Origin of the sequence: Bradyrhizobium manausense, from assembly GCF_018131105.1 — a bacterium.
GTDB classification, from domain to species: domain Bacteria; phylum Pseudomonadota; class Alphaproteobacteria; order Rhizobiales; family Xanthobacteraceae; genus Bradyrhizobium; species Bradyrhizobium manausense_B.
On record NZ_JAFCJI010000002.1, the window covers coordinates 1,312,537 to 1,336,366 of the forward strand.

Genomic DNA, 23,830 nt, shown 5'->3' on the forward strand with positions numbered 1-23,830 from the left:
CGCCACGGGCGACATCGGGCGCTAATAATCCACCTGCATCAGATACAGCCCATCTGGCGGCGCGACGATGCCGCAGGCGGCGCGGTTGCGCGCTGCAAGTGCTGCGGAGAGATCGTCCGCGGTCCAGCGGCCTTCGCCGACCCAGACCAGCGAGCCCACCATCGAGCGCACCTGGCTGTGCAGGAACGAGCGCGCCGAGGTGACGATGATGATCTCACGGCCGTCGCGCAGCACGTCGAGCTGGTCGAGCGTCTTCTCCGGCGACTTAGCCTGGCACTCGGTGTCGCGAAAGGTCGTGAAATCGTGCTTGCCGAGCAGGCGCTGCGCGGCTGCATGCATCGCATCAGCATCGAGCCGGCGCGGCACGCGCCAGGCATGGCCGATGTCGAGCGCGAGGTTGGCGCGGGTGTTGACGACGCGATAGCGGTAGTGGCGCTTGATCGCCGAGAAACGCGCCTCGAACGTGTCAGGGACGATCTCGGCTTCGAGCACCGCCACCGGATGCGGGCGCAGATGCGCGTTGAGACCATCGCGAAAACGGCCCTGCGGAAACTGCTTGTCGATATCGACATGGGCGACCTGGCCGCGTGCGTGCACGCCGGCATCGGTGCGGCCCGCACCATGCACCCGCGCATCCGCGCCGGTCATCGCCTTCACCGCCGCTTCCAGCGCGCCCTGCACCGACGGCAGCGTCTCCTGCACCTGCCAGCCGAAAAACGGCGCGCCGTCATATTCGATGGTGAGCTTGTAGCGGGGCATCAGGTGAGCCGCATCGGCGGCTCGACCTTCACGCCGCGCAGGAAGTCGGTAGCCTGCATCCGCGCCTTGCCTTCGCGCTGCAATTCGAGAATGCGGATCGCGCCCTCGCCGCAGGCGATCGTGAGTTGATTGTCGAGCACCTCGCCTGGCACGCCGGCGCCCTTCGCGAGCTCGCAACGCAGGATCTTGACGCGTGCATTCTCGCTGACGCCGTCAAGCTCCGCCCAGGCGCCGGGAAACGGCGACAGGCCGTGGATGTGGCGCAGCACCGCGTGGGCTGGCTTGCTCCAGTCGATCCGCGCCTCGGCCTTGTCGATCTTGGCGGCATAGGTGACGCCGTCCTCGCCCTGCTTCTTGAGCTGAAGCCCGCCGCGATCCAGCGCCGCCATCGCGCGCACCATCAGGTCGGCGCCGAGCCGAGACAGCCGATCGTGCAGATCGACCGCGGTCATGTTGTCGGAGATCGCCAGGCGTTCGGCCATGGCGACGTCGCCGGTGTCGAGGCCGACATCCATCTTCATCACCATCACGCCGCTCTCGGCATCACCCGCCATGATCGCGCGGTTGATGGGGGCCGCGCCGCGCCAGCGCGGCAGCAGCGAAGCATGCAGATTGTAGCAGCCGAGTATCGGCGCATCGAGGACCGCCTGCGGCAGGATCATGCCATAGGCAACGACGACGGCGGCATCGGCCTCGAACGCGCTGAATTCGGCGAGCGCTTCCGCGGTCTTCAACGTCTTCGGCGTCAGCACAGGCACGCCGAGCTTTCGCGCAGCTTCCTCGACCGGGGTCGGCTGCATCTGCAGCCCGCGCCGCCCGCCCGGCTTCGGCGCGCGGGTGTAGACGGCCACGATCTCGTGGCCGTGCGCGACCAGCTCGAGCAGCGTCGGCACGGAGAAATCGGGCGTGCCCATGAAGATCAGGCGGAGGGGCATGTGACGCGGCAATCCTCGGAGGCGAACAAGAGTACTCGTCATGGCCGGGCTTGTCCCGGCCATCCACGTTCTTCGTGCTCGCGGCGGCAAAGAACGTGGATGCCCGGCACAAGGCCGGGCATGACGGCGGAGGACTCGGCCTACTCCGCGCGCTTGGCGGCTTTCTCGAACTTCTTGATCACGCGGTCGCGCTTGAGCTTCGACAGATAGTCGACGAACAGCACGCCGTTGAGATGGTCGATCTCGTGCTGGATGCAGGTGGCGTAGAGGCCTTCGGCGTCCTCCTCGTGCACCTTGCCGTCCAGATCGGTAAAGCGCACGCGCACCTTCGCGGGACGTTCGACCTCCTCGTAATATTCGGGGATCGACAGACAGCCCTCCTCGTAGACCGACAGGTCCTCGGAGGTGGCGATGATCTCGGGATTGATGAAGACGCGGGGTTCCTGCCTGGTCTCGCCGTCCTGGTCGGGCTTGGCGAGATCCATGGTGATCAGCCGCAGCGGCTGCGCGATCTGGATCGCAGCGAGGCCGATGCCGGGCGCGTCGTACATGGTCTCGAACATGTCGTCGGCAAGCTTGCGGATCTCCGGCGTGACCTTCTCGATCGGCTTGGAGACCAGACGCAGCTGCTTGTCGGGCAGGATGATGATTTCTCTGAGGGCCATGGCGGGCGATTTAAGCCGCGCGCGACAAGCGGTCAATGCGGCCTGGAACGCGTTAACGATCCGCTAACCATAAAACTTCAGCTTTGGTTAACCATAAAAATTAGGGGGCGGTTAACCGACGCCGTTCCCTCTTCGTTCGCGCCGGCCCGCGAATCGGCTAGAAGGACGGGCATGAACGAGATCATTTTCATGCTGGGCGACTGGCCGGTGCGCGCGATCGATGCGCTGATCGGCTTCGGCGCCCTCGTCCTCATCCTGCTGGTGTTGATTGCCGTCGTGATTGCCCGATCCGGGCGGCGCGGCGCGGAACTCGCGATGGCGCATGCGATCCGGGCCGACGAGCTCGAGGAGCGCCTCGCCCAGGTGCTGCACGCCCAGAGCGAGGCCGCCGGACGCGCCGACGCCATGACCCAGGCCCTGGCGGGGCGCCAGGCCGAGATGGCGCGGGCGGTCAACGAGCGGCTGGATTCGGTGACCCACCGGGTCGGCCAGTCCATGGAACACTCGACCCGCAACACCATGGAAAGCCTGCGTGCCCTGCATGAGCGCCTCGGCATCATCGACAGCGCGCACAAGAACCTCACCGACCTCACCACGCAGGTGACGACGCTGCGCGACGTGCTCGCCAACAAGCAGTCGCGCGGCGCCTTTGGCCAAGCGCGGATGGAGGCGATCGTCCAGGACGGCCTGCCGAAGGGTGCTTACGAATTCCAGTTCACGCTCTCGACCGGCAAGCGGCCCGACTGTGTCGTGTTCCTGCCCGACCAGCGCCCGCTCTGCATCGACGCGAAGTTTCCGCTGGAAGCAATGACCGCGCTGCATGACGCTCGCACCGACGAGGAGAAGCGCGTCGCCACGCAGCGGCTGCGCGGCGACGTGATGAAGCATGTCGGCGACATCGCCGAAAAATACCTCGTCACCGGCGAGACCCAGGAGATGGCACTGATGTTCGTGCCGTCGGAATCGGTCTACGCCGAAATCCATGACGGCTTCGACGACGTGATCCAGAAGGCCTATCGCGCCAAGGTCGTGCTGGTGTCGCCCTCGCTGCTGATGCTCGCCATCCAGGTGATGCAGCAAATCATGAAGGACGCGCGCATGCGCGATGCCGCCGACCAGATCCAGACCGAAGTGATCAAGCTCGGCGACGATCTGGGCCGCCTGCGCGACCGCGTGCTGAAATTGCAGAAGCACTTTGCCGACGCCAACGAGGACGTCCGCCAGATCCTGATCTCCGCCGACAAGATCGAGAAGCGTGCAGGAAGAATCGAGGAACTCGATTTCAGCAAGACGGACGCGCCGGCCGAGGGCCCACGGCTGGTGGCGGGAGCGCCGGAGCTGTTTCCAAGGAAGCTCCAGGCGGGGGAGTGATTCTCAGTCGTCATGGCCGGGCTTGTCCCGGCCATCCACGGCCTTTTCGACGGCAGCAAGAACGTGGATGCCCGGGACAAGCCCGGGCATGACGAGTTTTGTGGCCGAGGCAGCGCCCCCAGAATCTGCTAACACCTCCCCATGACCGCACCCGACGCGACCTCTTCCGCCGCGACCTCCGCGCCTGCGACTTCCTGGCGCGATAGCCTCGCTGTCTACCTGCAACCGCGGGTGCTGATCGTGTTGTTCCTCGGCTTTTCCTCGGGGCTGCCGCTGGCGCTGTCGGGCTCGACGCTGCTGGTGTGGATGCGCGAGGCTGGCGTCGATCTCAAGACCATCGGGCTGTTTGCGCTGGTCGGCACGCCCTACACACTGAAATTTTTGTGGGCTCCACTGGTGGATGCGCTGCATGTGCCACTGTTCACCCGCGCCTTCGGACGGCGGCGCGGCTGGCTGCTGTTCTCGCAGATATTGCTGATCGTCGCGATCCTGCTGCTGGCGATGACCGATCCGGCGCGTTCGCCGTTCTATGTCGCGTTGGGCGCACTTCTGGTCGCCACGACGTCCTCGACGCAGGACATCGTGGTCGACGCCTTCCGCGTCGAGAGCCTTCCCGAGAGCGAGCAGGCTGCCGGCATGGCGGCCTATGTCGCGGCCTATCGCATCGGCATGCTGGTCTCGACTGCGGGCGCGCTGTTCATCGTCTCCGGCTTTGAGAGCACCGGCATCACGCGCAATTCGGCCTGGATGTGGGGCTATGTGGTGATGGCGGCGATGGTGCTGATCGGAACCATCACAGCACTGGTTGCAACCGAGCCCGAGCAATCGGTACGGGCGGAAGCTGCGACGCAAACCGAGACGGCATTCACCCGCGTGCTGCACGCGGCGATCGGCGCCTTCTCGGAATTCCTGTCGCGGAAAGATGCGATTGCGGCACTCGCCTTCGTCGTGCTGTTCAAATTCACCGATGCGTTCTCCGGCACGATGACCGCGCCGTTCGTGATCGACCTCGGCTTCACCCGCAACGACTATGCGGCGATCGTGAAGGGCGTCGGGCTCGCGGCTACCCTGATCGGCGGCTTTGCCGGCGGGTTTGTCGCGCGGCGTTATTCGCTCGCGACCTCGCTCTGGATCGGCGGCGCGGTGCAGGCGCTGGCCAACCTCACCTTCTCCTGGCTCGCTGTGGTCGGCACCAATCAATGGGCGCTGGCGCTCGCGATCTGCGCGGAGAATTTCACCAGCGCCGTCGGCACCGTGATCTTCGTCGCCTACCTCTCGGCGCTATGCCAGAACCCGCTGCACACGGCGACGCAATACGCGCTGCTCACCGCGCTCGCCGCGGTGGGGCGGACCTATCTCTCGTCGGGAGCAGGCTTCGTGGCGGATGCCACCGGCTGGCCGCTGTTCTTCGTGATCTGCGTGCTGGTGGCGATCCCGAGCCTGGTGCTGCTGACCTGGCTGCAGAAGCGCGGGCATTTTGACACGTTGGGGCCAATAAGGGTTTAGGGCTCCGCCTCTCTCCTCGTCACTGCGAGGAGAGAGCAGTGCCTACTGCCCTACTTCCTTACCAAGCTCCACTTCGTGATCACGGCTTCGCTCATCTGGCCGGGATCGCTGGCGCAGGCGATCTCGCCGACCTTCACCGAGATCTCCTTGCCGACGAACGATTTCAGCTGCGTGGCCTGCGCGTCGCTGGAGGTGACGAGCTGGAAGGTCTCAGGCCCGGTCTCGAGATCGCACAGCCCGCTCGGCGCCGGCAGGCGCCGCGGCTCGGAGGTGATCTGGTACATCGCAATCCGCTTGCCGGCGTTCTTGACGTCGCGAATCTTCATGGCGTTCAGCTCGCCCGAAAGCACCTCGCCGGTGCTGATCGGCTTGCCGGGCTTCGAGGCCTGCGCGGCTTCGTCGTCCTGTTGCGCGGAGACGGCTGGTGTCACGACCAGCAGCATCGTCGCGACCAAAGCCAGGCGTGTGGCGAAAAGTTTCGTCATATCGTCCGTTCCGTAAGTCTGGATGAAGATTCTTGTTTTGACGCGTTTCTTCACGCGAACCGGTATCCACTTCGCTTGAAAACGCTCTAGAACAGGGTCCGCTGCCGCATGGCGGCCGATAGCGTGCCCTCATCGAGATAATCAAGCTCGCCACCAACAGGCACACCATGGGCCAGCCGGGTTACTTTTACGTTGGCGTCCTGAAGCAGGTCGGTGATGTAATGCGCCGTGGTCTGGCCGTCGACGGTCGCATTCAACGCAAGAATGATCTCGTGCACCTCGGCCGCATGCGCGCGCGCGACCAGCACGTCGATGGTGAGGTCCTGCGGGCCGACGCCGTCGAGCGGCGACAAGGTCGCGCCCAGCACGTGGTAGCGCCCCTGCGTCGCATTGGCCCGCTCCAGCGCCCAGAGATCGGCGACGTCGGCGACGACGACGATGATGGCGGGATCACGCTTCGGATCGGTGCAGACGGTGCAGGGATTTTGCGTGTCGATGTTGCCGCAGGTCTTGCAGACCTGGACCTTGTCGAGCGCAACCTGCAAGGCTGAGGACAGCGGCATCATCAGCGCTTCGCGCTTCTTGATCAGGTGCAGCGCGGCGCGCCGCGCGGAGCGCGGGCCCAAGCCCGGCAGCCGTGCGAGAAGCTGCACCAGCCGCTCGATTTCAGGACCTGCAACCGCGCCCATCTTACTGGCCGAACAGCCCCGGCGGCAGGCCGAGCCCGCCGGTGAGCGACTGCATCTTCTCCTGCATCGCCGTCTCCGCCTTGCGGCGGGCATCACCGAGCGCGGTGACGAGCAGATCCTCCAGCACCTCAACTTCCTCGGCCTTCATCAGCGAGGGGTCGATCTTGATGCCCTTGACGTCCATCTTGGCGGTCATGCGCACGGCGACGAGACCGCCGCCGGAGATGCCTTCAACCTCCACATTGGCGAGAGACTCCTGCATCTCCTGCATCTTCGATTGCAGCTGCGCCGCCTGCTTCATCATGCCGAGAAAATCAGCCATGGGTGTTCGTCCTTGAAAGGTCGGCTCTAGAGATCGTCGTCGGCGTCGGAACCGTCGGGCGGATCGTCAGAGCCATAGTCGGCGTTAATATTGGTTTCCGGCGTCTCGGGGGCAAGCCTGCGGACCTCGACGACCTTCGCACCGGGGAAGCGCGACAGCACCTCCTGCACGCGCGGATCAGCCTCGGCGCTGCGCGCGTGTTCCTGCTTGGCGGCCTGGCTCACCGAGCGCAGCGTCGCCTCGCCCTGCTCGTTGGAAACAATGATGGTCCAGCGGCGGCCGGTCCACATCTCGAACTTGCGCGCGAGCTCGGAGATCATGGTCTTGGACGCATTCGGCTCGAGCGCGACTTCCAGCCGGCCCTCCTCGAAACGGACGAGCCGCATGTCGCCTTCGAGCGCGCCCTTGGTCATGAGGTCGCGCTTCTGCCCGGCGAGCGCGACGAGTTGAGTGAAACTCGTGACGCGCAATTGGGGCGCCGCCGCTTGCGGATCCGGCGCGGGCGCTGCCATCTGCGGCCGGGCACCGCCGCCGAACGCAGTCGGCGATGACGTCGGCATGCGAACCGGCGCAGCCGAAACGACCGGCGCCGCGGAGGCCATCGGGCCGGCCGGCGCGCCGCTACGTGCGGCACCCCCGCCACCTACGACCGGCGAGCCGCCGCCGTTCTGCTCCAGCATCCGGATGGCTTCGTCCGGCGTCGGCAGGTCGGCGACATAGGCGATGCGCACCAGCACCATTTCGGCAGCCGCCGCGGGACGCGTCGCGGCCTGCACCTCGGTGATGCCCTTGAGCAGCATCTGCCACATCCGCGACAGCACGCGCATCGAAATCTTCGAGGCGAAATCCTTCGCGCGCACGCGCTCGGTCTCGCCATAGGCGACGTTGTCGGCGGTTGCCGGCACGATCTTCACGCGGGTGACGAAATTGACGAATTCGGCGAGATCCGAGAGCACGACGATCGGATCGGCGCCGACATCGTACTGGTCGCGGAACTCCTTGAACGCGGCGGCGATGTCGCCGCGCGCCAGCGAATCGAAGAGATCGATGACGCGGGTGCGGTCGGCAAGGCCCAGCATCTGCCTGACCGCGTCGGCCTTAACCTGGCCTGCCGCATGCGCGATGGCCTGGTCGAGCAGCGACAGCGAGTCACGCACCGAGCCTTCGGCGGCACGCGCGATGATGCCGAGCGCCTCGGGCTCGATCTCGACACTCTCCTTCGCCGCGATGTTGGCGAGGTGCTTCATCAGCACGTCGGCCTCGACGCGGCGCAGGTCAAAGCGCTGGCAGCGCGACAGAACCGTCACCGGAACCTTGCGGATCTCCGTCGTGGCAAACACGAACTTGGCGTGCTCCGGCGGTTCCTCGAGCGTCTTCAGGAAGGCGTTGAACGCCGCCGTCGACAGCATGTGGACTTCGTCGATGATGTAGACCTTGTAGCGGGCGCTGGCCGGCGCGTAGCGCACGCTGTCATTGATCTGGCGGACGTCGTCGACGCCGGTGTGCGAGGCCGCGTCCATCTCCAGCACGTCCATGTGCCGGCTTTCCATGATCGCCTGGCAATGCACGCCAAGGGTCGGCATGTGGATGGTCGGGCCCTTCACCGAACCATCCGGCATCTCGTAGTTGAGCGCGCGGGCCAGAATGCGCGCCGTGGTGGTCTTGCCGACACCGCGGACGCCGGTGAGGATCCAGGCCTGCGGAATCCGCCCGGTCTCGAACGCGTTGGAGACAGTGCGGACCACGGCCTCCTGGCCGATCAGGTCGTCGAAGGAAGAGGGGCGGTATTTGCGTGCCAGCACCCGGTACGGCGCATTCGCAGCCTGGCCGGCGCTATCGGGGTTCGGAGGGGCGCCAGCGTCGGTCATCGGTCGATCCGCAATGAAATGTCTCTCGGCCGGCTTTTGCGGAAAGGAGCGCGCTGGCGGGACACCCGCCGGCGCAATTTGCTCGAAAAAACAGGTAGGAGACTGACGAGCGACCCGATCCGGACCTCGTTAGGGCTGCTTCCTTCCGGACCTGACCCGGTTGGCGAGTGGCTCGTCCACCGCCAATCTCCCGGTCCCTATTTGGGGCCAAAGGAGCGGGAAAGCAAGCGACTATCACTTTGGCCAGCTTGATCTTGCCCAGCATCCGGGCAATTCCGGGTCTGCCCAGCTGATAGGCTATGCTTTCGCTGGCATGGCCGTCTTGGTAAGAACGCTGCCGGAACTCCACCTAACCAGAAAAGCGATTGATCCCAATGGTTACACGTCGTGATGTTGCTTCGATTGTCGGACTTGGCGCCATCGGCGCGGTGACCGCGGGCGCGCTGGCCTCTCCGGCCGTGGCCCAGGCGGCCGATCCCAACGAATCGACCTTCGCCCGCATCCGCCGCACCAAGAAGATGCGGATCGGCGCCGTCGGCGGCGGCGCGCCCTATTACATGAAGGATCTTTCCAGCGGCCAGTGGAAAGGCTTCTACATCGACATCGCCAAGGGGCTGGCCGACGACATGGAGGCCGAGCTCGAGATCACCGAGACCACATGGGGCAATTCGGTGCTCGATCTGCAGTCCAACAAGATCGACATCTTCTTCGGCCTGAACCCGACGCCGAAGCGCGCGCTGGTCGTCGACTTCTCGGTGCCTGTCTTCAACAACGCCTTCGGCATCCTCTGCAAGAAGGACTTCAAGCCGAAGACCTGGGCCGAGCTGAACTCCCCCGACGTCAAGATCGCGGTCGACCAGGGCTCCTCGCATGACCAGGTCGTCAGCCGCCTGACGCCGAAGGCGCAGATCTCGCGTCTCAAGACCGCCGACGACGCGACCGCAGCGCTGCAGACCGGCCGCGTCGACGCGCAATGCCTGATCACCATGCTGTCGCTGACCGTGCTGAAGAAGAACCCCGCGCTCGGCCAGTTCGTGCTGCCGACGCCGATCTTCGCGACGACGTCGAATGCCGGCTTCCGCCGCGAGAACGACAAGACCTTCCGCGACTACGTCAACACCTGGATCGACTTCAACAAGGGCCTCGGCTTCATCCGCAACGCCATCATCACCAACATGGAGCTGGTGGGCGTGACCGAAGCGGACATTCCGCCGGGCGTTTCGTTGTAAGAGCGTCTGACGCGTCCACACCGTCATGGCCGGGCTTGTCCCGGCCATCCACGCTAACCCGCGGCACCAAGAACGTGGATGCCCGGGACATAGGCAAGCGGAAGCGACGCCGTCCTTCGGACGACTACGCCCGGGCATGACGACGAGTTTCTGAACTGACATCGGGTACGAGTTAAACACGCATGTATCAGTGGGACTTCGGCATCCTCTGGAGCTATCGCTGGCTCTTTCTCAACGGGCTTGGCGTCACCGTCGGCTTTACCGTGGTCATTGTGGTACTCGGCCTCGTCTTCGGCCTGCTGGGGGCGTTCGGTACCCTATCGCGCTTCAAGCCCGTGCGGCTGACCGCCCTCACCTTCATCGAGGCGTTCCGCTGCACGCCAATCCTGGTGCAGCTGATCTGGTTCTATTATGCGCTGCCGATCCTCGCCGGTGTCGAGATGACACCGATCACGGCCTCGGCGCTGGCGCTCTCGCTCTACGGCGGCTCGTTCTATTCGGAGATCATCCGCGGCGGCATCATCTCGATCGACAAGGGCCAGTCGGAAGCCGGCGCGGCGCTCGGCATGACGCCGGGGCAGAGCATGCGGCGCATCGTGCTGCCGCAGGCGATCAAGCGCATGATCCCGGCGCTGATGAACCAGTCGATCATCCAGTTCAAGAATACCTCGCTGGTCTCGGTGCTGGCGGTGCCCGATCTGGTCTATCAGAGCCAGGTCGCAGCCCATGACAGCTACCGGCCGCTGGAAACCTACACCGCGGTCGCGGTCGCCTATGCGGCGATCCTGATTCCGCTCACCATCATCGTCCGCCGCGGCGAGAAGCGATTGGCGGTCAGCGAATGAGCGAGCCGTCAAACAGCATTTCGAAAATCGAGATCCGTGGCCTGCGCAAGAGCTTTGGCAGCAACGAGGTCCTAAAGAACATCAATGTCGACGTTGCCAAGGGCAGCGTCGTGGCAGTGATCGGGCCGTCCGGCTCCGGCAAATCAACGCTGCTCCGCTGCATCAATCTGCTGGTCGTGCCCGACGGCGGCAGCGTCCGCGTCGGCGACACCCGCTTTGCATTCGGTGAGGGCACCAAGCTCCCCGATGTGAAGACACTGGCAAAATTCCGTGCCACCACCGGCATGGTGTTCCAGCACTTCAATCTGTTCCCGCACATGACGACGCTTGAGAACGTGATGGAGGGGCCGGTCACGGTGCGGCGCATGGCGAGGGCCGACGCCGAAAAACTCGCGCGGGGGCAGCTCGCCAAGGTGGGCCTTGCCGAGAAGGCTGACCAATATCCGGCGACGCTCTCCGGTGGCCAGAAGCAGCGCGTTGCGATCGCGCGCGCGCTGGCGATGGAGCCTGATGTGATGCTGTTCGACGAGGCGACCTCGGCGCTCGATCCCGAGCTCGTGGGCGAGGTGCTCAACGTGATCCAGCAGCTGGCCTCCGAGGGGATGACCATGGTGATCGTCACCCACGAGATTGCCTTCGCCCGCGAGGTCGCCGACCGCCTGATCTTCATGCGCGACGGAATCGTCGTCGAGGAAGGCCCGGCACGGCAGGTGATCGACAATCCGCAGGAAGCGGCGACGCGTGCCTTCCTCAGCCATTTCCACCGCACCGGCGCGCTGCCGCCGGCCAACGCGACGCCGTGATGCCAGATATCGATCGCGTCTATCTCGTTACCGGTGCCGCCAGCGGCATCGGTCGCGCCACCGCAAAACTGCTCGCGGCGCCCGGCACCGCGCTGCTGCTGCACACGCGCTCGAACGTGGAAGGTCTCGACGCCACCGCTGCGGAAGCCGAAGCGAGCGGAGCGGTGGTGGCAAAATGCCTCGGCGATCTCGCCGTGCAAGCAGCCGTTGCCGACGCCATCGCCGCCACGCAACGCGCCTTCGGACGGCTCGACGGATTGATCCTGGTCGGCGGCCACGCCCGCCGCGGCAGCGCGATCGGCACGCCGGCGGATCAATTCCGACAGGCCATGGATGAATCGGCGCTGGCATTCACGCGGATGGTCGAGGCGGCGCTTCCGCTGCTGCGCGCGGGGCAAAACGCACGCATCGTCGCGATATCCTCCTTCGTGGCGCATGCGATCCGGCCCGAATTCGCCCCGTTCGCAGCGACCGCCGCAAGCCGCTCCGCACTGGAAGCGCTGGTGCGGCTGACCGCAATCGAACTCGCGAAGGATGGCATCACCGTCAACGCAGTCGCGCCGGGCCTCATCGTCAAGGACAAGCCTAGCGAGAGCCGGCTCTCGCCCGAACAGATCGCCGCGACCGAGGCGCTGATCCCGATGCGCCGCCGCGGACGGCCGGAGGAAGTCGCCGAGATCATCGCCTTCCTGGCGTCACCAAAAGCATCTTACGTCACCGGCCAGGTCTGGCACGTCAATGGAGGCCTGACATGACCGAAGCAACCGTCGAACGCATCAGGCTGTTCCTGATCGAAAGCCCGATCAAGATGGCGCGCCTGCAAGGCGTTGGCAACGTCAAGGGCACGGTCAAGCGCGTGCTGATCGAGCTGACGTCGAGCGACGGCGTGACCGGCTGGGGCGAAGCGGCGCCGTGGGAGGTGTTCACGGGAACGCCAGAAGCCGCGTTCGCCGCGCTCGATATCTATCTTCGGCCGATCCTGCTCGGCAAACCTGTGCGCCGCATCCGCGCGCTGGCGGCCGAACTCGACCGCGCGCTGGTTGGACATGCGGAAGCAAAGGTCGCGATCGAGATGGCGCTGCTCGACATCGTCGGCAAATCGTCGGGGCTGTCGGTCGCCGACCTGCTCGGCGGTCGCGTGCGCGACACGATCCCGCTCTCCTTCTCGATTGCCGATCCTGATTTTGCCGCCGATCTCGATCGCATGCGGAAAATGGTTCCGGACGGCAACGTCATCTACAAGGTCAAGACCGGCGTCAAACCGCACCGCGAGGATCTCGATCACCTCGAGGCGATCCGCAAGGAATTCGGCGACAAGGTCGATCTGCGCGTCGATTACAACCAGGCGCTGGCGCCGTTCGGTGCCATCAAGATCCTGCGCGATGTCGAGCAGTTCGCGCCGACCTTCATCGAGCAGCCGGTGCCGCGCAAGTTTCTCGACGTGATGGCGCAGCTCACCGCCGCGCTGGAAACGCCCGTGCTCGCCGACGAGAGCTGCTTCGACCGCCGCGACATGATGGAGGTGGTGCGCCGCGAGGCCGCCGACGCCGTCTCGATCAAGCTGATGAAGGCCGGCGGCCTGTTCGAAGCGCAGGCGATCATGGCGATCGCCGATATTGCCGGCCTGCCCGGCTACGGCGGCACGCTGTGGGAGGGCGGCATTGGCCTTGCCGCCGGCACGCAGCTGATCGCGGCGACGCCGGGCATCTCGCTCGGCTGCGAGTTCTACATGCCCCATCATGTGCTGACCGAGGATGTGCTCGAGGAGCGCGTTGCAAACCGCGCAGGTCACGTTGTCGTGCCTGACGGTCCCGGCCTCGGCATCCGCGTCAGCGAAGCCTCGGTGCGTGCGAACGCGCGGGTGTTGGCGGAAGCGTAATTCCATCCTTCCGGGGCGCGCAACGCGCGCCTGGAATGACGATCGTGTATGCAGTTGCCATCCTTCCCCTGACTGACCTCGTATCGTATGGTTCGGCCAAACGCGCCCGTTCCCACCGGGCAATCTGGAAACCTCCATGTCCGATCCCGCCTGGTCGCTGCACTCCCGTCTGAAAGAGGACACCATCGATATCGGCGATCTGCCGCTGTCGAAGGTGCTGGTCATCAAGGACGCGCATTATCCCTGGCTGCTGCTGGTGCCGCGGCGCGCCGATGCGGTCGAGATCATCGATCTCGACGAAGTCCAGCAGGCGCAATTGATGACCGAAATCTCCCGCGTCTCGCGCGCGCTGAAAGAGATCACCAAATGCGACAAGCTCAATGTCGCAGCGCTCGGCAATCTCGTGCCGCAGCTCCACGTTCACATCATTGCGCGTCGCACAGGTGATGCCGCATGGCCGCGGCCGGTCTGGGGCGTGATGCCGCCTTTGGCGCACGACGCCAACGAGGTTCAGACTTTCATCAGCGCGCTTCGCAAGAAAATCTGGTTGGGTTGAAAGAACAAGAAATGTCAGCATTCGACTCGTTTCCGCTGGGGCAGCCGGCCTTCGTCACCAACATCCTCGATCGCGCCGCGCATCTGCGCCGCGATGACGAAAAACTGTTCGCGATGGAGCAGAAGCCGTCGTCGCGCGCCTATGTCATCTACCGCGACTCGCTGCTGGTGAAGCGCGATGGCGACAAGACTCGCGCGCTGCTCTCGATCGACGAAGCGCTGAAATCCGGCGCCAATCCCGGCACGATCTTTTTGGGGCTGCGCGACGGTGCCGCGATCTTCGGCATGGGTCTCGCGCAGGCGGCTGCCGAAAAACTGATCGGCCGCGAGGACTTTGCCGTCACCGAGCTGCGCGGCATGGCGATGCAGGGCGCGATCCCGCCCGAGGAATTGTCGGCCATCGCCATGGCGAAATCGATGGTCAGCTGGCATCAACGCCACGGCCATTGCGCCAATTGCGGCACGCGCAGCGCGATGAAGGAAGGCGGCTGGAAGCGCGATTGCCCGGCCTGCAAGGCCGAGCATTTTCCGCGCACCGATCCGGTCGTGATCATGCTGGTGGCCTCAGGCGACAAATGCCTGCTCGGGCGCCAGAAGCAGTTTCCGCCGGGCATGTATTCCTGCCTCGCCGGCTTCGTCGAGGCCGCCGAGACCATCGAGGATGCGGTGCGCCGCGAGATCCTCGAAGAATCGGGCATCCGCTGCGCCGACGTGCAGTACTACATGACCCAGCCCTGGCCCTATCCGTCGTCGCTGATGATCGGCTGCAGCGCGCGGGCTTTGAACGAAGACGTCGTCGTCGATCACTCTGAGCTCGAGGATGCCCGTTGGTTCACGCGCGAGGAGGCGGCCTTGATGCTGAAGCGAACGCATCCCGACGGGCTCGCCGGCCCACATCCCTTCGCCATCGCGCATCACCTGCTTGGCCGCTGGGTCCACGACAAGAGCTGACCGCCGATGGCGCCATCCGAGATCGCGCCGCGCGTCCTCTGCATCGGCATTCCCGTGCGCGACCTCACCTTTCGCGTCGAGGCCGTGCCGGAGCGCGGCAGCAAGGCCAACGCCACGCATCTTGCCGAGATCTGCGGTGGCAACGCGCTCAATGCCGCCATCGCGATGGCGCGGCTCGGCGGACGCGTCGCGTTTGCCGGACCGATGGGCGATGCGCGGGAGACATCGAGCGGCTTCATTCTCGAGCGGATGACTGCCGAAGGGATTGAGACCGCGCACATCGTGCGCATTCCGGGCGCGGCCACGCCCGTCTCGGCGATCATCATCGACGCATCAGGCGAACGAACGTTGACGATCTATCGCGATCCCGCGCTGTGGACGGTGCAGCTGCCAGATGCAGAAGAGCTGCTCGCCGATTGCCAGGCTGTCCTCGTCGAGAGCCGCTGCGGCGCCTTCTGCGTCGATGTCTGCGCCGAGGCACGGCGGCGCGGCATTCCCGTCATCGTCGGCGTCGATCGCGCGATGGCGTTGACCGACGGCTTGCTTACGACCGCCTCGCATCTCCTGTTCTCCAGCGAGCAGGTGCAGGAAACGGCCGGCATCGCTGACGACGGCGAGGCCTTGAAGCATCTCGCCGGGCTGACGCCCGCCTTCCTCGCCGCCACCCGCGGCCCGCGCGGTACGATCTGGCTGAACGAGGCGGCCACGCGGGAGGAGACGCCGGCTTTCCCGGTCGAAGCCGTGGATACGCTCGGCGCCGGTGATGTCTTCCATGGCGCGTTCACGCTCCGGCTCGCCGAGGGCGGCGGGGTGCAGGAGGCGCTGCGATTCGCCGCGGCTGCCGCAGCCCTGAAATGCACCCGCCATGGCGGCGGCCCGGCTGCGCCCCAACGCATTGAAGTTGAAGGGTTTTTGCGCGACCGCGTTTAGAATCATTCCGCTCACGCGCCGCGACTTGGGGCTTGCGATAGAAGATTTTCCTCTATATCACGGAAATCAGCCCTCATATTGGAACAAAGTTCTTCAAATGACCGATGTCGCTGTCCAGATCCCCGAGACCAGCCGCCGCCTCGACGCCATCGACCGCAAGATCCTGATGGTGCTGCAGGAGGACGCCTCCCTGTCCGTCGCCGAAATCGGCGACCGCGTCGGGCTGTCCTCGACCCCCTGCTGGAAGCGTATCCAGCGCCTGGAGGCGGATGGTGTGATCCTGAAGCGGGTGGCGCTGGTCGATCAGAACAAGATCGGGCTCGGCATTTCCGTATTCGTCTCGGTAGAGAGCTCCGATCATTCCGACGTTTGGCTCAAGAAATTCGCCGAAGCCGTCAGCGCCATGCCCGAGGTGATGGAATTCTACCGCATGGCCGGCGACGTCGATTACATGCTGCGCGTCGTGGTTGCGGACATGCAGGCCTATGACGTCTTCTACAAGAAGCTGATCGCCGCTGTACCGCTGAAGAACGTCACCTCGCGCTTCGCGATGGAGAAGATCAAGTCGGTGACGGCGCTGCCGATCCCGGCCGTGGTCGCGGCCTAGGAATTCGTGTCCCGGTTCAAACAGCACTGAGATCGGCGACACATTGCCGCTGATGACCGTTTCGCGGCGGAGCTCGTCCGATTCGGTACCTCGGTAAGGAAGCATTTACCGAGAATTAGCCCTCGCCGCCTACCGTCCCCTCATGGAAGGGAAAGCGACGAATCCGTCCCGGCGGTGGCCCGTCTGGGCGAATGCGGCCGTATTGCTGGCCGCAGGCTGGATCGCGCTCGCAATCCTCACCTTGCAGGTTCGTCCGGGTGCGACGGTTGTCGCAGTTGCGTTTCCATTCTGGTGGAGCACGCAGCAGGTATTTCAGGCTGCGGGATCGGCGCAAGCGTCGATCGTGAGGGCAACCGCCCTTCCCACTCTCCTCGTCGTCCGCCCGGATGACCATGATGGACTTTCCCGCCTCCGCGAGGCCGGCGCATGGTTCGTCATGGACGCGCAAGCGGTTTCAGCATGCTTTGGTCGATAGCTTTTGGGGGTAACGAAATGATTGCCGAGAACGACGAACTGGAATCGCTGCGCCAGACCACCAGCAAGGTGCTCGCCGCAGTGCTCTGGCTGCATGTGCCGATCAGCATGGCGATCGGGCTCGCGCTCGGCAACGGCTGGATCGTGCCGACCATCTTCATGACGATCTTCGCGCTCGCGGCGACCTTGTCCTGGCGCCTGTCGGGCAACGGCCTCTCCACCCGTCTCGTGTTCGCTGTCGCCCTGATGAGCGGCGTGTCGATGTTCGCCTACCAACTCGAGGGACATGCCTGGCAGATCGACATCCACATGTACTTCTTCGCGGCGCTGGCGTGCACCGTCGCCTATTGCGACTACCGCCCGATCGCCGCCGCGACGGTGGCGGTCGCGCTGCATCATCTTGCACTGAACTTCCTGCTGCCCGCGGCGATCTATCCCGGCGGTTCCGATTTCGGCCGCGTCGTCTTCCATGCAGCGATCTTGCTGATCGAGGCCGGCGTACTGATCGCGCTGGCGCACAAGCTGCAGGAGCTGTTCGAGACCACGGCCGTGAAAACAGCCGAGGCACAGGCGGCGATGGCGGCGGAAGCGCGCGCCAACGAGGAGCGCAGCGAAGTGGAACAGCGCGTCAAGCGGGAGCGCGAAACCGCCAAGCAGCGGCTCGCGGCCAATTTCGAACGCAGCATCGGCGGCATCGTCGACGCCGTGGCGATTGCCGCCGGCGAGGTGCAGCAATTGTCGTCTGCGATGAGCAGCAACAGTGCCGATACCGCGCGCCAGACCGCGGCGGCCGCCGCAGCGTCGAACCAGGCATCGAGCAACGTCGAGACGGTTGCGGCTGCGACCGAAGAGCTCACTGCATCGGTCAGCAGCATCACCCAACAGGTCGCCCGCTCCGCCGAAATCGCGACCAAGGCCGCCGGCGAAGCCCGGCGCACCAACCAGGTCGTCGAAGGCCTCGCCAGCGGCACGCAGAAGATCGGCGAGGTCGTCACCCTGATCCAGACCATCGCCAACCAGACCAATCTGCTCGCTTTGAACGCCACCATCGAGGCCGCGCGCGCCGGTGAGCACGGCAAGGGCTTCGCGGTGGTCGCGAGCGAGGTCAAGGCGCTGGCGAACCAGACCGCGAAGGCGACCGAGGAAATCTCGGCGCAGGTCCAGAACATCCAGAGCGCGACCAGCGATGCCGTCCACGCGATCCAGGCGATCGGCGCGACGATTGCCGAGATCGACCAGATTTCCGGCCAGATCTCGACCGCAGTCGATCAGCAGGGTCTTGCGACACGCGAGATCGCCGGCAGCCTGCAGCAGGCCGCCACCGGTACGCGCGAGGTGAACGACAACATCGTCGGCGTCAGCACGGCGTCCGAGCAGGCCGGAGCCGCCGCCTCGAAAATGCATCAGGCCGCCGCCGGACTGTCATCGCAGTCCGAGCGTCTCAAGGCCGAGGTCGACGGTTTCCTGGGCTCGCTGCGAACGGCGTAAGATCACCACACGGACACGGTCATCGCCCGGCTTGACCGGGCGATCCGGCACACCGTGACGCCAGTGATTGAAGCGAGAGGCCGCGGCGTACTGGATCACCCGCTCCGGTGCGCAAGTGCGCACAAGGCGGGTGATGGCAGCGGTGGATACGGCAAGCGCAGGCGCTGCGGCCGCGGCTCAGATCTTCTGATTATACTCGCCGACCTCGGGATGGGTGCGCAGCACGCTGTTCACCATCTCGAACATGTCGTGCATGCGCTGCTCGGAGACAGGGCTCTCGACCACGACCACGAGCTCGGGCTTGTTGGAAGAGGCGCGCACCAGGCCCCAGCTGCCGTCCTCGACCGTGACGCGCACGCCGTTGACGGTGACGAGGTCGCGGATCGCCTGGCCGCCGATCTTGGCGCCCTTGGCCTGCATGCCTTCGAAATGCTTCACCACGGCGTCGATGACGCCGTACTTGGTCTCGTCGGCGCAATGCGGCGACATGGTCGGCGATGACCAGGTTTTTGGCAGCGCGTTCTTGAGATCGGCCATCGACTTGCCGGGCGCACGATCGAGCATGTCGCAGATCGCGATCGCCGAGACCAGGCCGTCGTCGTAGCCGCGGCCATAGGGCTTGTTGAAGAAGAAATGGCCGGACTTCTCGAAGCCCGCGAGCGCGCCCGTCTCGTTGGTGCGGCGCTTCATGTAGGAATGGCCGGTCTTCCAATAGGCGACTTTCGCGCCCTGCTTCTGCAGGACGGGATCCGTGATGAACAGGCCGGTCGATTTCACGTCGACGATGAACTGCGCATCCTTGTGGATCGCCGACATGTCGCGCGCCAGCATGACGCCGACCTTGTCGGCAAAGATCTCCTCGCCGGTGTTGTCGACGACGCCGCAGCGGTCGCCGTCACCGTCGAAGCCCAACCCGACATCGGCCTTGTGATGCAGCACCGCGTCGCGGATCGCGTGCAGCATCTCCATGTCCTCGGGATTCGGATTGTATTTCGGAAAGGTGTGGTCGAGTTCGGTGTCGAGCGGGATCACCTCGCAGCCGATCGCCTCAAGCACCTGCGGCGCAAACGCGCCGGCCGTTCCGTTGCCGCAGGCCGCGACGACCTTGAGCTTGCGCTTGAGCTTCGGGCGGTTGGTGAGATCGGCGATGTAGCGCGCCGGATAATTCTCGTGGAACTGGTAGGAGCCGCCGGCCTTGTTCCTGAAATCGGCGTTGAGCACGATCTCCTTCAGCCGCGTCATCTCGTCGGGGCCGAAGGTCAGCGGGCGGTTGGCGCCCATCTTCACGCCGGTCCAGCCATTGTCGTTATGCGAGGCGGTGACCATGGCGACACAGGGCACGTCGAGATCGAACTGCGCGAAATAGGCCATCGGCGTCACGGCGAGCCCGATGTCGTGCACCTTGCAGCCCGCCGCCATCAGGCCGGAGATCAGCGCATATTTGATCGATGCCGAATAGCCGCGGAAATCATGGCCGGTGACGATCTCCTGGCTGACACCGAGTTCGGCGATCAGCGCGCCCAGCCCCATGCCGAGCGCCTGCACGCCCATCAGGTTGATTTCCTTCTGGAACAGCCAGCGCGCGTCGTATTCGCGAAAACCGGTCGGCTTCACCAGCGGCTCGGATTCGAAGGCGTAGGTATTGGGCAGCAACACGGATTTCGGCTTGGGAAACATGGAAACGGTCTCGGGCAAAGGGCAGGAATTGATGCAGCCTTAGCGAATGCCGGGCCGCAGCGGAAGGTGGGAATGAAGGCTTATGGCCGACAATTGCGGCAGTTTGGCATCGATAAAGGTTGCCGGCCGCGGGCCCGATCCGAGCAATATGAGTTCGTCCGGGTGCCAACCACCCGGACTTACTGCTCCAGCACCATCTGGCCGTTGGCGTACTCAAACCGCTTCAGGCGGGACAGGAAAGAGAGGCCGAGCAGGTTCTCCGACAGCGCTGCGTCGGGCAGCACCATGGCGTCGACGTCGCGCACGACGAGGCCGCCGACATCAAGCATCGCGATGCGCGTACGCGCGGCCTTGATGGTGCCGTTCGCGGTGGTGACGGTGGCGTTGTATTCGCTGCGCGAGGGACGCAGGCCGAAGCGCGCGGCCGAGGTCTCGTTCAGCGCGACCACAGAGGCGCCGGTGTCGACCATGAAGCCGATGCGCTGGCCGTCGATATGACCTTCGGTCTGGAAATGGCCACGGCTGTCGCGGGGGATGTTGAGGCTGCGGGCGCCGGCTGGCGCCGTCGTCGCAACCGCGACCGTCGCGCGCGGCGCCGACGTGGCGGAAGCGGCGCTCATCTTATCCGCCAACTCTGCCATGAATGTACCGAGGCCGATCATCACGGCCGCGAAGATCAGAATGTTACGCATCACACCACTTCCGAGCCGGAAAGCTCGATTTCACCACGCGGCCGGCGCGTCCGCGAGCAAGACTGCGGCAGGGCCGGTGCTATTTTGACGAAAAGGATGAGCAGACGGTTAATACGCCGGCGCGCCCTGTCAGGTGCCGCGCGGCTTGACCCGCCGGGTCGGCAGCGCATTCGCCGGATCCTCAGGCCAGGGATGGCGCGGGTAGCGGCCACGCAGGTCTGAACGCACCGCCGCATAGCTGCCGCGCCAGAAGCCCGGAAGATCGCGCGTCACCTGCACCGGGCGCTGCGCCGGCGACAGCAGTTCCAGCACCAGCGGCACCTTGCCGGCGGCGATCGAGGGATGGATGTTGAGGCCGAACAATTCCTGGAGCCGCACCGCGATGGTCGGCCCCTGCTCGGCCTCGTAGTCGATCGCGAGCACGCTTCCGGTCGGCGCCTCGAAATGCGTCGGCGCCTCGCGGTCGAGCCGCGCGCGCATCTCCCAGGGCAATAGCGCCATCAGCGCATCGGAGAGATCGCCGAGTGAGATGTCCTTAAGCCCAATCTTGTCGTAGAGCGCGGGCACCAGCCAGTCGTCGCGCCGCGCGATCAATCCGTCGTCGGTGAGGTCAGGCCAGCTCTCGCCCTCGGCCTTGCGCAGGAACGTCACCCGGTCGCGCCACTGCTTTGCGGCCTTCGACCAGGGCAAGCGGTCGAGGCCGACTGCGATCAGGCCATCAGCAAGGATGCGTGCGGTCTCTTCCGATGGCGACACCGCAAGCGTGGCCTCGGACAGTGTGATCGCATGCAGCACGCGCTTGCGCCGTGCGCGCAGCGCCATCGCCCCGCGGTCGAAGGAAATTTCGTTGGTGGTGTCGATATGCTCGGCAAAATGCCGCTCGATGTCCTCTTCAGAGATCTGTGCGGCGAGCAGGATGCGTCCGCTCGCGGCCGTGCCCGTCATCTCGCCGATCGCGATATAGGGCGCGCGGGCGAGCGACGAGGTCTGTTCCACCGCCGCGCCGCGGCCATTGGCAAGAACGAAACTGCCATTGCCGCGGTTGCGTGCGACGCGGTCCGGGAAGGCATAGGCCAGCATCAGCCCCGTCGAGAGATCCTCCTGCTGCCCCGGCTTCTCGGTCGCTGCGACCTGCGAGGCCCAGCGTCGCGCGAGATCCCGCGCGCTTGCGGCCCGCGGCGAACGGTCACGGCGAAACTGATCGCGCCGATGCTCGAGATCGGCGCCGTCGCCGCCGAGCCCGCGCTCGGTCAGGATGGCTGCGATCTCGGCCGCTTCCTCGCCGCTGCCTGCACGATGCGAATCCACGATCATGCGGGCCAGCCGCGGCGGCAACGCCAGTGCGCGCAGGCTCTTGCCCTCGGCAGTGATGCGGCCGTCGCCATCGAGCGCGTTGAGCTCGGAGAGCAGGCTTTTGGCTTCCTTCCAGGCCGGCGCGGGGGGCGGATCGAGGAACGACAACGCAGCGGGATCGGCGACGCCCCATTGCGCGAGATCGAGCACGAGCGAGGACAGATCGGCGCTGAGGATTTCCGGCTGGGTATAGGGCGCCAGCGAGGCCGTCTGCGGTTCGTCCCAGAGCCGGTAGCAGACACCGGGCTCGGTACGGCCGGCACGGCCGCGGCGCTGGTCCACGGCGGCCCGCGCGGCACGGACGGTCTCGAGCCGGGTCAGGCCGATGTCCGGCTCGTAGCGCGGCACACGCGCGAGACCGGAATCGACCACGATGCGCACGCCTTCGATGGTGAGCGATGTCTCGGCGATCGAGGTCGCCAGCACGACCTTGCGCATGCCCTTGGGCGCGGGGGAAATGGCGCGATCCTGCACGGCGGCATCGAGTGCGCCAAACAACGGCACGATCTCGACGCTGGCATCCTGCACGCGCTCACCGAGAAAGTTCTGGGTGCGGCGGATTTCGGCGGCACCCGGCAGGAACGCCAGCACCGAGCCGCTGTCGGCGCGCAGCGCCGAGGCGATCGCATCCGCCATTTGCCGCTCGATCGGCGCATCCGCCTTGCGGCCGAGATAGCGCGTCTCGACCGGAAAGGCGCGACCCTCGCTTTCGACGACGGGGGCGTCGCCAAGCAGCTTTGCGACACGCGCGCCGTCGAGCGTGGCCGACATCACGAGGATGCGCAGATCCTCGCGCAGGCCGGTTTGCGCGTCGCGTGCCAGCGCGAGGCCCATGTCGGCGTCGAGCGAGCGCTCGTGGAATTCGTCGAACAGGATGGCGGCAACGCCTGAGAGTTCGGGGTCATTGAGGATCTGGCGCGTAAAGATTCCTTCGGTCACCACCTCGATGCGCGTTGATCGCGAAATCTTCGAGCCGAAGCGGACGCGGTAGCCGACAGTCTCGCCGGCGCGCTCGCCGAGCGATTTGGCCATGCGGTCGGCGCTGGCGCGCGCGGCGATGCGGCGCGGCTCCAGCACGATGATCTTCTTGCCCTTGGCCCAGGGCGCATCGAGCAGCGCCAGCGGCACGCGCGTGGTCTTGCCCGCGCCCGGAGGGGCCACCAGCACGGCCGCGTTGTTGGCCTCCAGCTTGCGCGAGAGGTCGTCGAGCACGGCGTCGATCGGGAGGGGCGTGTCGAAGGTACGGGGCAAGTATCTATCCGTTCGTCATGCCCGGACTTGTTCCGGGCATCCACGCGTCTGCTCCGTCTAGAAAACAGACGTGGATGGCCGGGACAAGCCCGGCCATGACGGAATTATACGCAGTGGTGGATCTTCAGCCCTTTGCCGGTGGCCTGCCGACGCTCTCATAGGTGAAGCCGGCGGCGGCCATGTCTTCGGGGCTGTAGATGTTGCGGAGGTCGACGACGACGGGCTGAGCCATGGTCGACTTCAGACGGTCGAGATCGAGGCCGCGAAACTGGACCCATTCGGTGACGACGACCAGCGCATCGGCACCTTCAGCGCAGGAATAGGCGTCTTCACAATAGGTGATGTTCGGCAGTTCGCCCTTGGCCTGCTCCATGCCGACCGGATCGAAGGCCTTCACCTTCGCGCCCATGTCGATGAGCCCGGTGACGAGCGGGATCGACGGTGCGTCGCGCATGTCGTCGGTGTCGGGCTTGAAGGTGAGGCCGAGCACGGCGAT

23 protein-coding genes and 1 other RNA gene are annotated in these 23,830 nt (G+C 65.4%); 12 read left to right on the forward strand and 12 right to left on the reverse strand.

What is annotated here, in order from left to right; genetic code table 11:
* Positions 1–21: 21 nt before the first annotated feature.
* From truA to def, 3 genes are all read right to left on the reverse strand, one after another.
* Positions 22–759 (reverse strand): tRNA pseudouridine(38-40) synthase TruA, encoded by a 738-nt coding sequence (gene truA, locus JQ631_RS26520; protein ID WP_212331338.1) that lies wholly within the window; start codon positions 757–759, stop codon positions 22–24.
* Positions 759–1,694 carry a methionyl-tRNA formyltransferase gene (gene fmt, locus JQ631_RS26525; RefSeq protein WP_212331340.1) on the reverse strand — a complete coding sequence of 312 codons (936 nt, stop codon included), beginning with the start codon at positions 1,692–1,694 and terminating at the stop codon, positions 759–761. Before fmt ends, truA begins: the two co-directional genes overlap by 1 nt.
* A 140-nt stretch (positions 1,695–1,834) precedes the next feature.
* Complete coding sequence (def, locus tag JQ631_RS26530; protein WP_212331342.1) at positions 1,835–2,359, reverse strand: peptide deformylase; 525 nt, start codon at positions 2,357–2,359, stop codon at positions 1,835–1,837.
* Between the two features lie 171 nt (positions 2,360–2,530).
* Between def and JQ631_RS26535 the strand changes: the two genes are divergently transcribed.
* Both JQ631_RS26535 and JQ631_RS26540 read left to right on the forward strand, forming a co-directional pair.
* Complete coding sequence (locus JQ631_RS26535) at positions 2,531–3,730, forward strand: DNA recombination protein RmuC (protein WP_212331344.1); 1,200 nt, start codon at positions 2,531–2,533, stop codon at positions 3,728–3,730.
* Positions 3,731–3,871: 141 nt separating this feature from the next.
* Positions 3,872–5,236 carry an AmpG family muropeptide MFS transporter gene (locus JQ631_RS26540; protein WP_212331346.1) on the forward strand — a complete coding sequence of 455 codons (1,365 nt, stop codon included), beginning with the start codon at positions 3,872–3,874 and terminating at the stop codon, positions 5,234–5,236.
* 50 nt (positions 5,237–5,286) lie between these two features.
* Here JQ631_RS26540 and JQ631_RS26545 read toward each other — a convergent pair whose 3' ends face one another.
* The 5 genes from JQ631_RS26545 to ffs all read right to left on the reverse strand — a co-directional run bounded on the left by JQ631_RS26545 (position 5,287) and on the right by ffs (position 8,791).
* Positions 5,287–5,721, reverse strand: coding sequence for a hypothetical protein (locus JQ631_RS26545; protein ID WP_212331348.1), 435 nt, complete (start codon positions 5,719–5,721; stop codon positions 5,287–5,289).
* An 86-nt stretch (positions 5,722–5,807) separates the two neighbouring features.
* A complete protein-coding gene (gene recR, locus JQ631_RS26550) occupies positions 5,808–6,410 on the reverse strand; it encodes a recombination mediator RecR (protein WP_212331360.1) in 603 nt (200 codons plus the stop codon).
* Position 6,411: 1 nt separating this feature from the next.
* Positions 6,412–6,732: a YbaB/EbfC family nucleoid-associated protein gene (locus JQ631_RS26555; RefSeq protein ID WP_212331362.1), complete on the reverse strand. Its 321-nt coding sequence runs from the start codon at positions 6,730–6,732 to the stop codon at positions 6,412–6,414.
* Positions 6,733–6,758: 26 nt separating this feature from the next.
* Positions 6,759–8,600, reverse strand: coding sequence for a DNA polymerase III subunit gamma/tau (locus JQ631_RS26560; protein WP_212331364.1), 1,842 nt, complete (start codon positions 8,598–8,600; stop codon positions 6,759–6,761).
* A gap of 94 nt (positions 8,601–8,694) precedes the next feature.
* An RNA gene (ffs, locus tag JQ631_RS26565) (signal recognition particle sRNA small type) lies at positions 8,695–8,791 on the reverse strand.
* Between the two features lie 183 nt (positions 8,792–8,974).
* Between ffs and JQ631_RS26570 the strand changes: the two genes are divergently transcribed.
* The 10 genes from JQ631_RS26570 to JQ631_RS26615 all read left to right on the forward strand — a co-directional run bounded on the left by JQ631_RS26570 (position 8,975) and on the right by JQ631_RS26615 (position 18,361).
* A complete protein-coding gene (locus JQ631_RS26570; RefSeq protein WP_212331366.1) occupies positions 8,975–9,829 on the forward strand; it encodes a transporter substrate-binding domain-containing protein in 855 nt (284 codons plus the stop codon).
* 182 nt (positions 9,830–10,011) lie between these two features.
* Entirely contained in the window at positions 10,012–10,674 is a 663-nt protein-coding gene (locus tag JQ631_RS26575) for an amino acid ABC transporter permease (RefSeq protein WP_212331368.1), read from the forward strand.
* A complete protein-coding gene (locus tag JQ631_RS26580) occupies positions 10,671–11,477 on the forward strand; it encodes an amino acid ABC transporter ATP-binding protein (protein WP_212331370.1) in 807 nt (268 codons plus the stop codon). The genes JQ631_RS26575 and JQ631_RS26580 overlap by 4 nt, the downstream gene beginning before the upstream one ends.
* Complete coding sequence (locus JQ631_RS26585) at positions 11,477–12,232, forward strand: SDR family NAD(P)-dependent oxidoreductase (RefSeq protein WP_212331373.1); 756 nt, start codon at positions 11,477–11,479, stop codon at positions 12,230–12,232. Before JQ631_RS26580 ends, JQ631_RS26585 begins: the two co-directional genes overlap by 1 nt.
* Positions 12,229–13,356, forward strand: coding sequence for a muconate cycloisomerase family protein (locus tag JQ631_RS26590; RefSeq protein WP_212331375.1), 1,128 nt, complete (start codon positions 12,229–12,231; stop codon positions 13,354–13,356). The genes JQ631_RS26585 and JQ631_RS26590 overlap by 4 nt, the downstream gene beginning before the upstream one ends.
* Positions 13,357–13,492: 136 nt before the next feature.
* Positions 13,493–13,912 carry an HIT domain-containing protein gene (locus JQ631_RS26595; RefSeq protein ID WP_212331394.1) on the forward strand — a complete coding sequence of 140 codons (420 nt, stop codon included), beginning with the start codon at positions 13,493–13,495 and terminating at the stop codon, positions 13,910–13,912.
* A gap of 11 nt (positions 13,913–13,923) precedes the next feature.
* Positions 13,924–14,862 (forward strand): NAD(+) diphosphatase, encoded by a 939-nt coding sequence (nudC, locus tag JQ631_RS26600; protein WP_212331409.1) that lies wholly within the window; start codon positions 13,924–13,926, stop codon positions 14,860–14,862.
* 6 nt (positions 14,863–14,868) lie between these two features.
* On the forward strand, positions 14,869–15,792 hold the full coding sequence (locus JQ631_RS26605) for a sugar kinase (protein ID WP_212331412.1): 924 nt from the start codon (positions 14,869–14,871) through the stop codon (positions 15,790–15,792).
* Positions 15,793–15,889: 97 nt separating this feature from the next.
* Positions 15,890–16,399: an Lrp/AsnC family transcriptional regulator gene (locus JQ631_RS26610; protein WP_212331422.1), complete on the forward strand. Its 510-nt coding sequence runs from the start codon at positions 15,890–15,892 to the stop codon at positions 16,397–16,399.
* Between the two features lie 492 nt (positions 16,400–16,891).
* Positions 16,892–18,361, forward strand: coding sequence for a methyl-accepting chemotaxis protein (locus tag JQ631_RS26615; RefSeq protein ID WP_212331425.1), 1,470 nt, complete (start codon positions 16,892–16,894; stop codon positions 18,359–18,361).
* A gap of 177 nt (positions 18,362–18,538) precedes the next feature.
* Here the strand turns inward: JQ631_RS26615 and JQ631_RS26620 are convergent, their stop codons facing one another.
* From JQ631_RS26620 to JQ631_RS26635, 4 genes are all read right to left on the reverse strand, one after another.
* Positions 18,539–20,038, reverse strand: coding sequence for a phosphomannomutase/phosphoglucomutase (locus JQ631_RS26620; protein WP_212331440.1), 1,500 nt, complete (start codon positions 20,036–20,038; stop codon positions 18,539–18,541).
* A 179-nt stretch (positions 20,039–20,217) separates the two neighbouring features.
* Positions 20,218–20,730, reverse strand: coding sequence for a TIGR02281 family clan AA aspartic protease (locus JQ631_RS26625; RefSeq protein WP_212331443.1), 513 nt, complete (start codon positions 20,728–20,730; stop codon positions 20,218–20,220).
* A gap of 129 nt (positions 20,731–20,859) precedes the next feature.
* Positions 20,860–23,334: an ATP-dependent helicase HrpB gene (hrpB, locus tag JQ631_RS26630; protein WP_212331446.1), complete on the reverse strand. Its 2,475-nt coding sequence runs from the start codon at positions 23,332–23,334 to the stop codon at positions 20,860–20,862.
* A 124-nt stretch (positions 23,335–23,458) separates the two neighbouring features.
* Positions 23,459–23,830, reverse strand: a 372-nt coding sequence (locus JQ631_RS26635) for a UDP binding domain-containing protein (protein WP_212331449.1), incomplete at its 5' end; no start/stop codon positions are given.

What these genes read in the sequence shown, in the direction of transcription:
- truA (WP_212331338.1), bottom strand. Translation starts at nt 759, where the DNA reads ATGCCCCGCTACAAGCTCACCATCGAATATGACGGCGCGCCGTTTTTC.
- fmt (WP_212331340.1), bottom strand. Translation starts at nt 1,694, where the DNA reads ATGCCCCTCCGCCTGATCTTCATGGGCACGCCCGATTTCTCCGTGCCG.
- def (WP_212331342.1), bottom strand. Translation starts at nt 2,359, where the DNA reads ATGGCCCTCAGAGAAATCATCATCCTGCCCGACAAGCAGCTGCGTCTG.
- JQ631_RS26535 (WP_212331344.1), top strand. Translation starts at nt 2,531, where the DNA reads ATGAACGAGATCATTTTCATGCTGGGCGACTGGCCGGTGCGCGCGATC.
- JQ631_RS26540 (WP_212331346.1), top strand. Translation starts at nt 3,872, where the DNA reads ATGACCGCACCCGACGCGACCTCTTCCGCCGCGACCTCCGCGCCTGCG.
- JQ631_RS26545 (WP_212331348.1), bottom strand. Translation starts at nt 5,721, where the DNA reads ATGACGAAACTTTTCGCCACACGCCTGGCTTTGGTCGCGACGATGCTG.
- recR (WP_212331360.1), bottom strand. Translation starts at nt 6,410, where the DNA reads ATGGGCGCGGTTGCAGGTCCTGAAATCGAGCGGCTGGTGCAGCTTCTC.
- JQ631_RS26555 (WP_212331362.1), bottom strand. Translation starts at nt 6,732, where the DNA reads ATGGCTGATTTTCTCGGCATGATGAAGCAGGCGGCGCAGCTGCAATCG.
- JQ631_RS26560 (WP_212331364.1), bottom strand. Translation starts at nt 8,600, where the DNA reads ATGACCGACGCTGGCGCCCCTCCGAACCCCGATAGCGCCGGCCAGGCT.
- JQ631_RS26570 (WP_212331366.1), top strand. Translation starts at nt 8,975, where the DNA reads ATGGTTACACGTCGTGATGTTGCTTCGATTGTCGGACTTGGCGCCATC.
- JQ631_RS26575 (WP_212331368.1), top strand. Translation starts at nt 10,012, where the DNA reads ATGTATCAGTGGGACTTCGGCATCCTCTGGAGCTATCGCTGGCTCTTT.
- JQ631_RS26580 (WP_212331370.1), top strand. Translation starts at nt 10,671, where the DNA reads ATGAGCGAGCCGTCAAACAGCATTTCGAAAATCGAGATCCGTGGCCTG.
- JQ631_RS26585 (WP_212331373.1), top strand. Translation starts at nt 11,477, where the DNA reads ATGCCAGATATCGATCGCGTCTATCTCGTTACCGGTGCCGCCAGCGGC.
- JQ631_RS26590 (WP_212331375.1), top strand. Translation starts at nt 12,229, where the DNA reads ATGACCGAAGCAACCGTCGAACGCATCAGGCTGTTCCTGATCGAAAGC.
- JQ631_RS26595 (WP_212331394.1), top strand. Translation starts at nt 13,493, where the DNA reads ATGTCCGATCCCGCCTGGTCGCTGCACTCCCGTCTGAAAGAGGACACC.
- nudC (WP_212331409.1), top strand. Translation starts at nt 13,924, where the DNA reads ATGTCAGCATTCGACTCGTTTCCGCTGGGGCAGCCGGCCTTCGTCACC.
- JQ631_RS26605 (WP_212331412.1), top strand. Translation starts at nt 14,869, where the DNA reads ATGGCGCCATCCGAGATCGCGCCGCGCGTCCTCTGCATCGGCATTCCC.
- JQ631_RS26610 (WP_212331422.1), top strand. Translation starts at nt 15,890, where the DNA reads ATGACCGATGTCGCTGTCCAGATCCCCGAGACCAGCCGCCGCCTCGAC.
- JQ631_RS26615 (WP_212331425.1), top strand. Translation starts at nt 16,892, where the DNA reads ATGATTGCCGAGAACGACGAACTGGAATCGCTGCGCCAGACCACCAGC.
- JQ631_RS26620 (WP_212331440.1), bottom strand. Translation starts at nt 20,038, where the DNA reads ATGTTTCCCAAGCCGAAATCCGTGTTGCTGCCCAATACCTACGCCTTC.
- JQ631_RS26625 (WP_212331443.1), bottom strand. Translation starts at nt 20,730, where the DNA reads ATGCGTAACATTCTGATCTTCGCGGCCGTGATGATCGGCCTCGGTACA.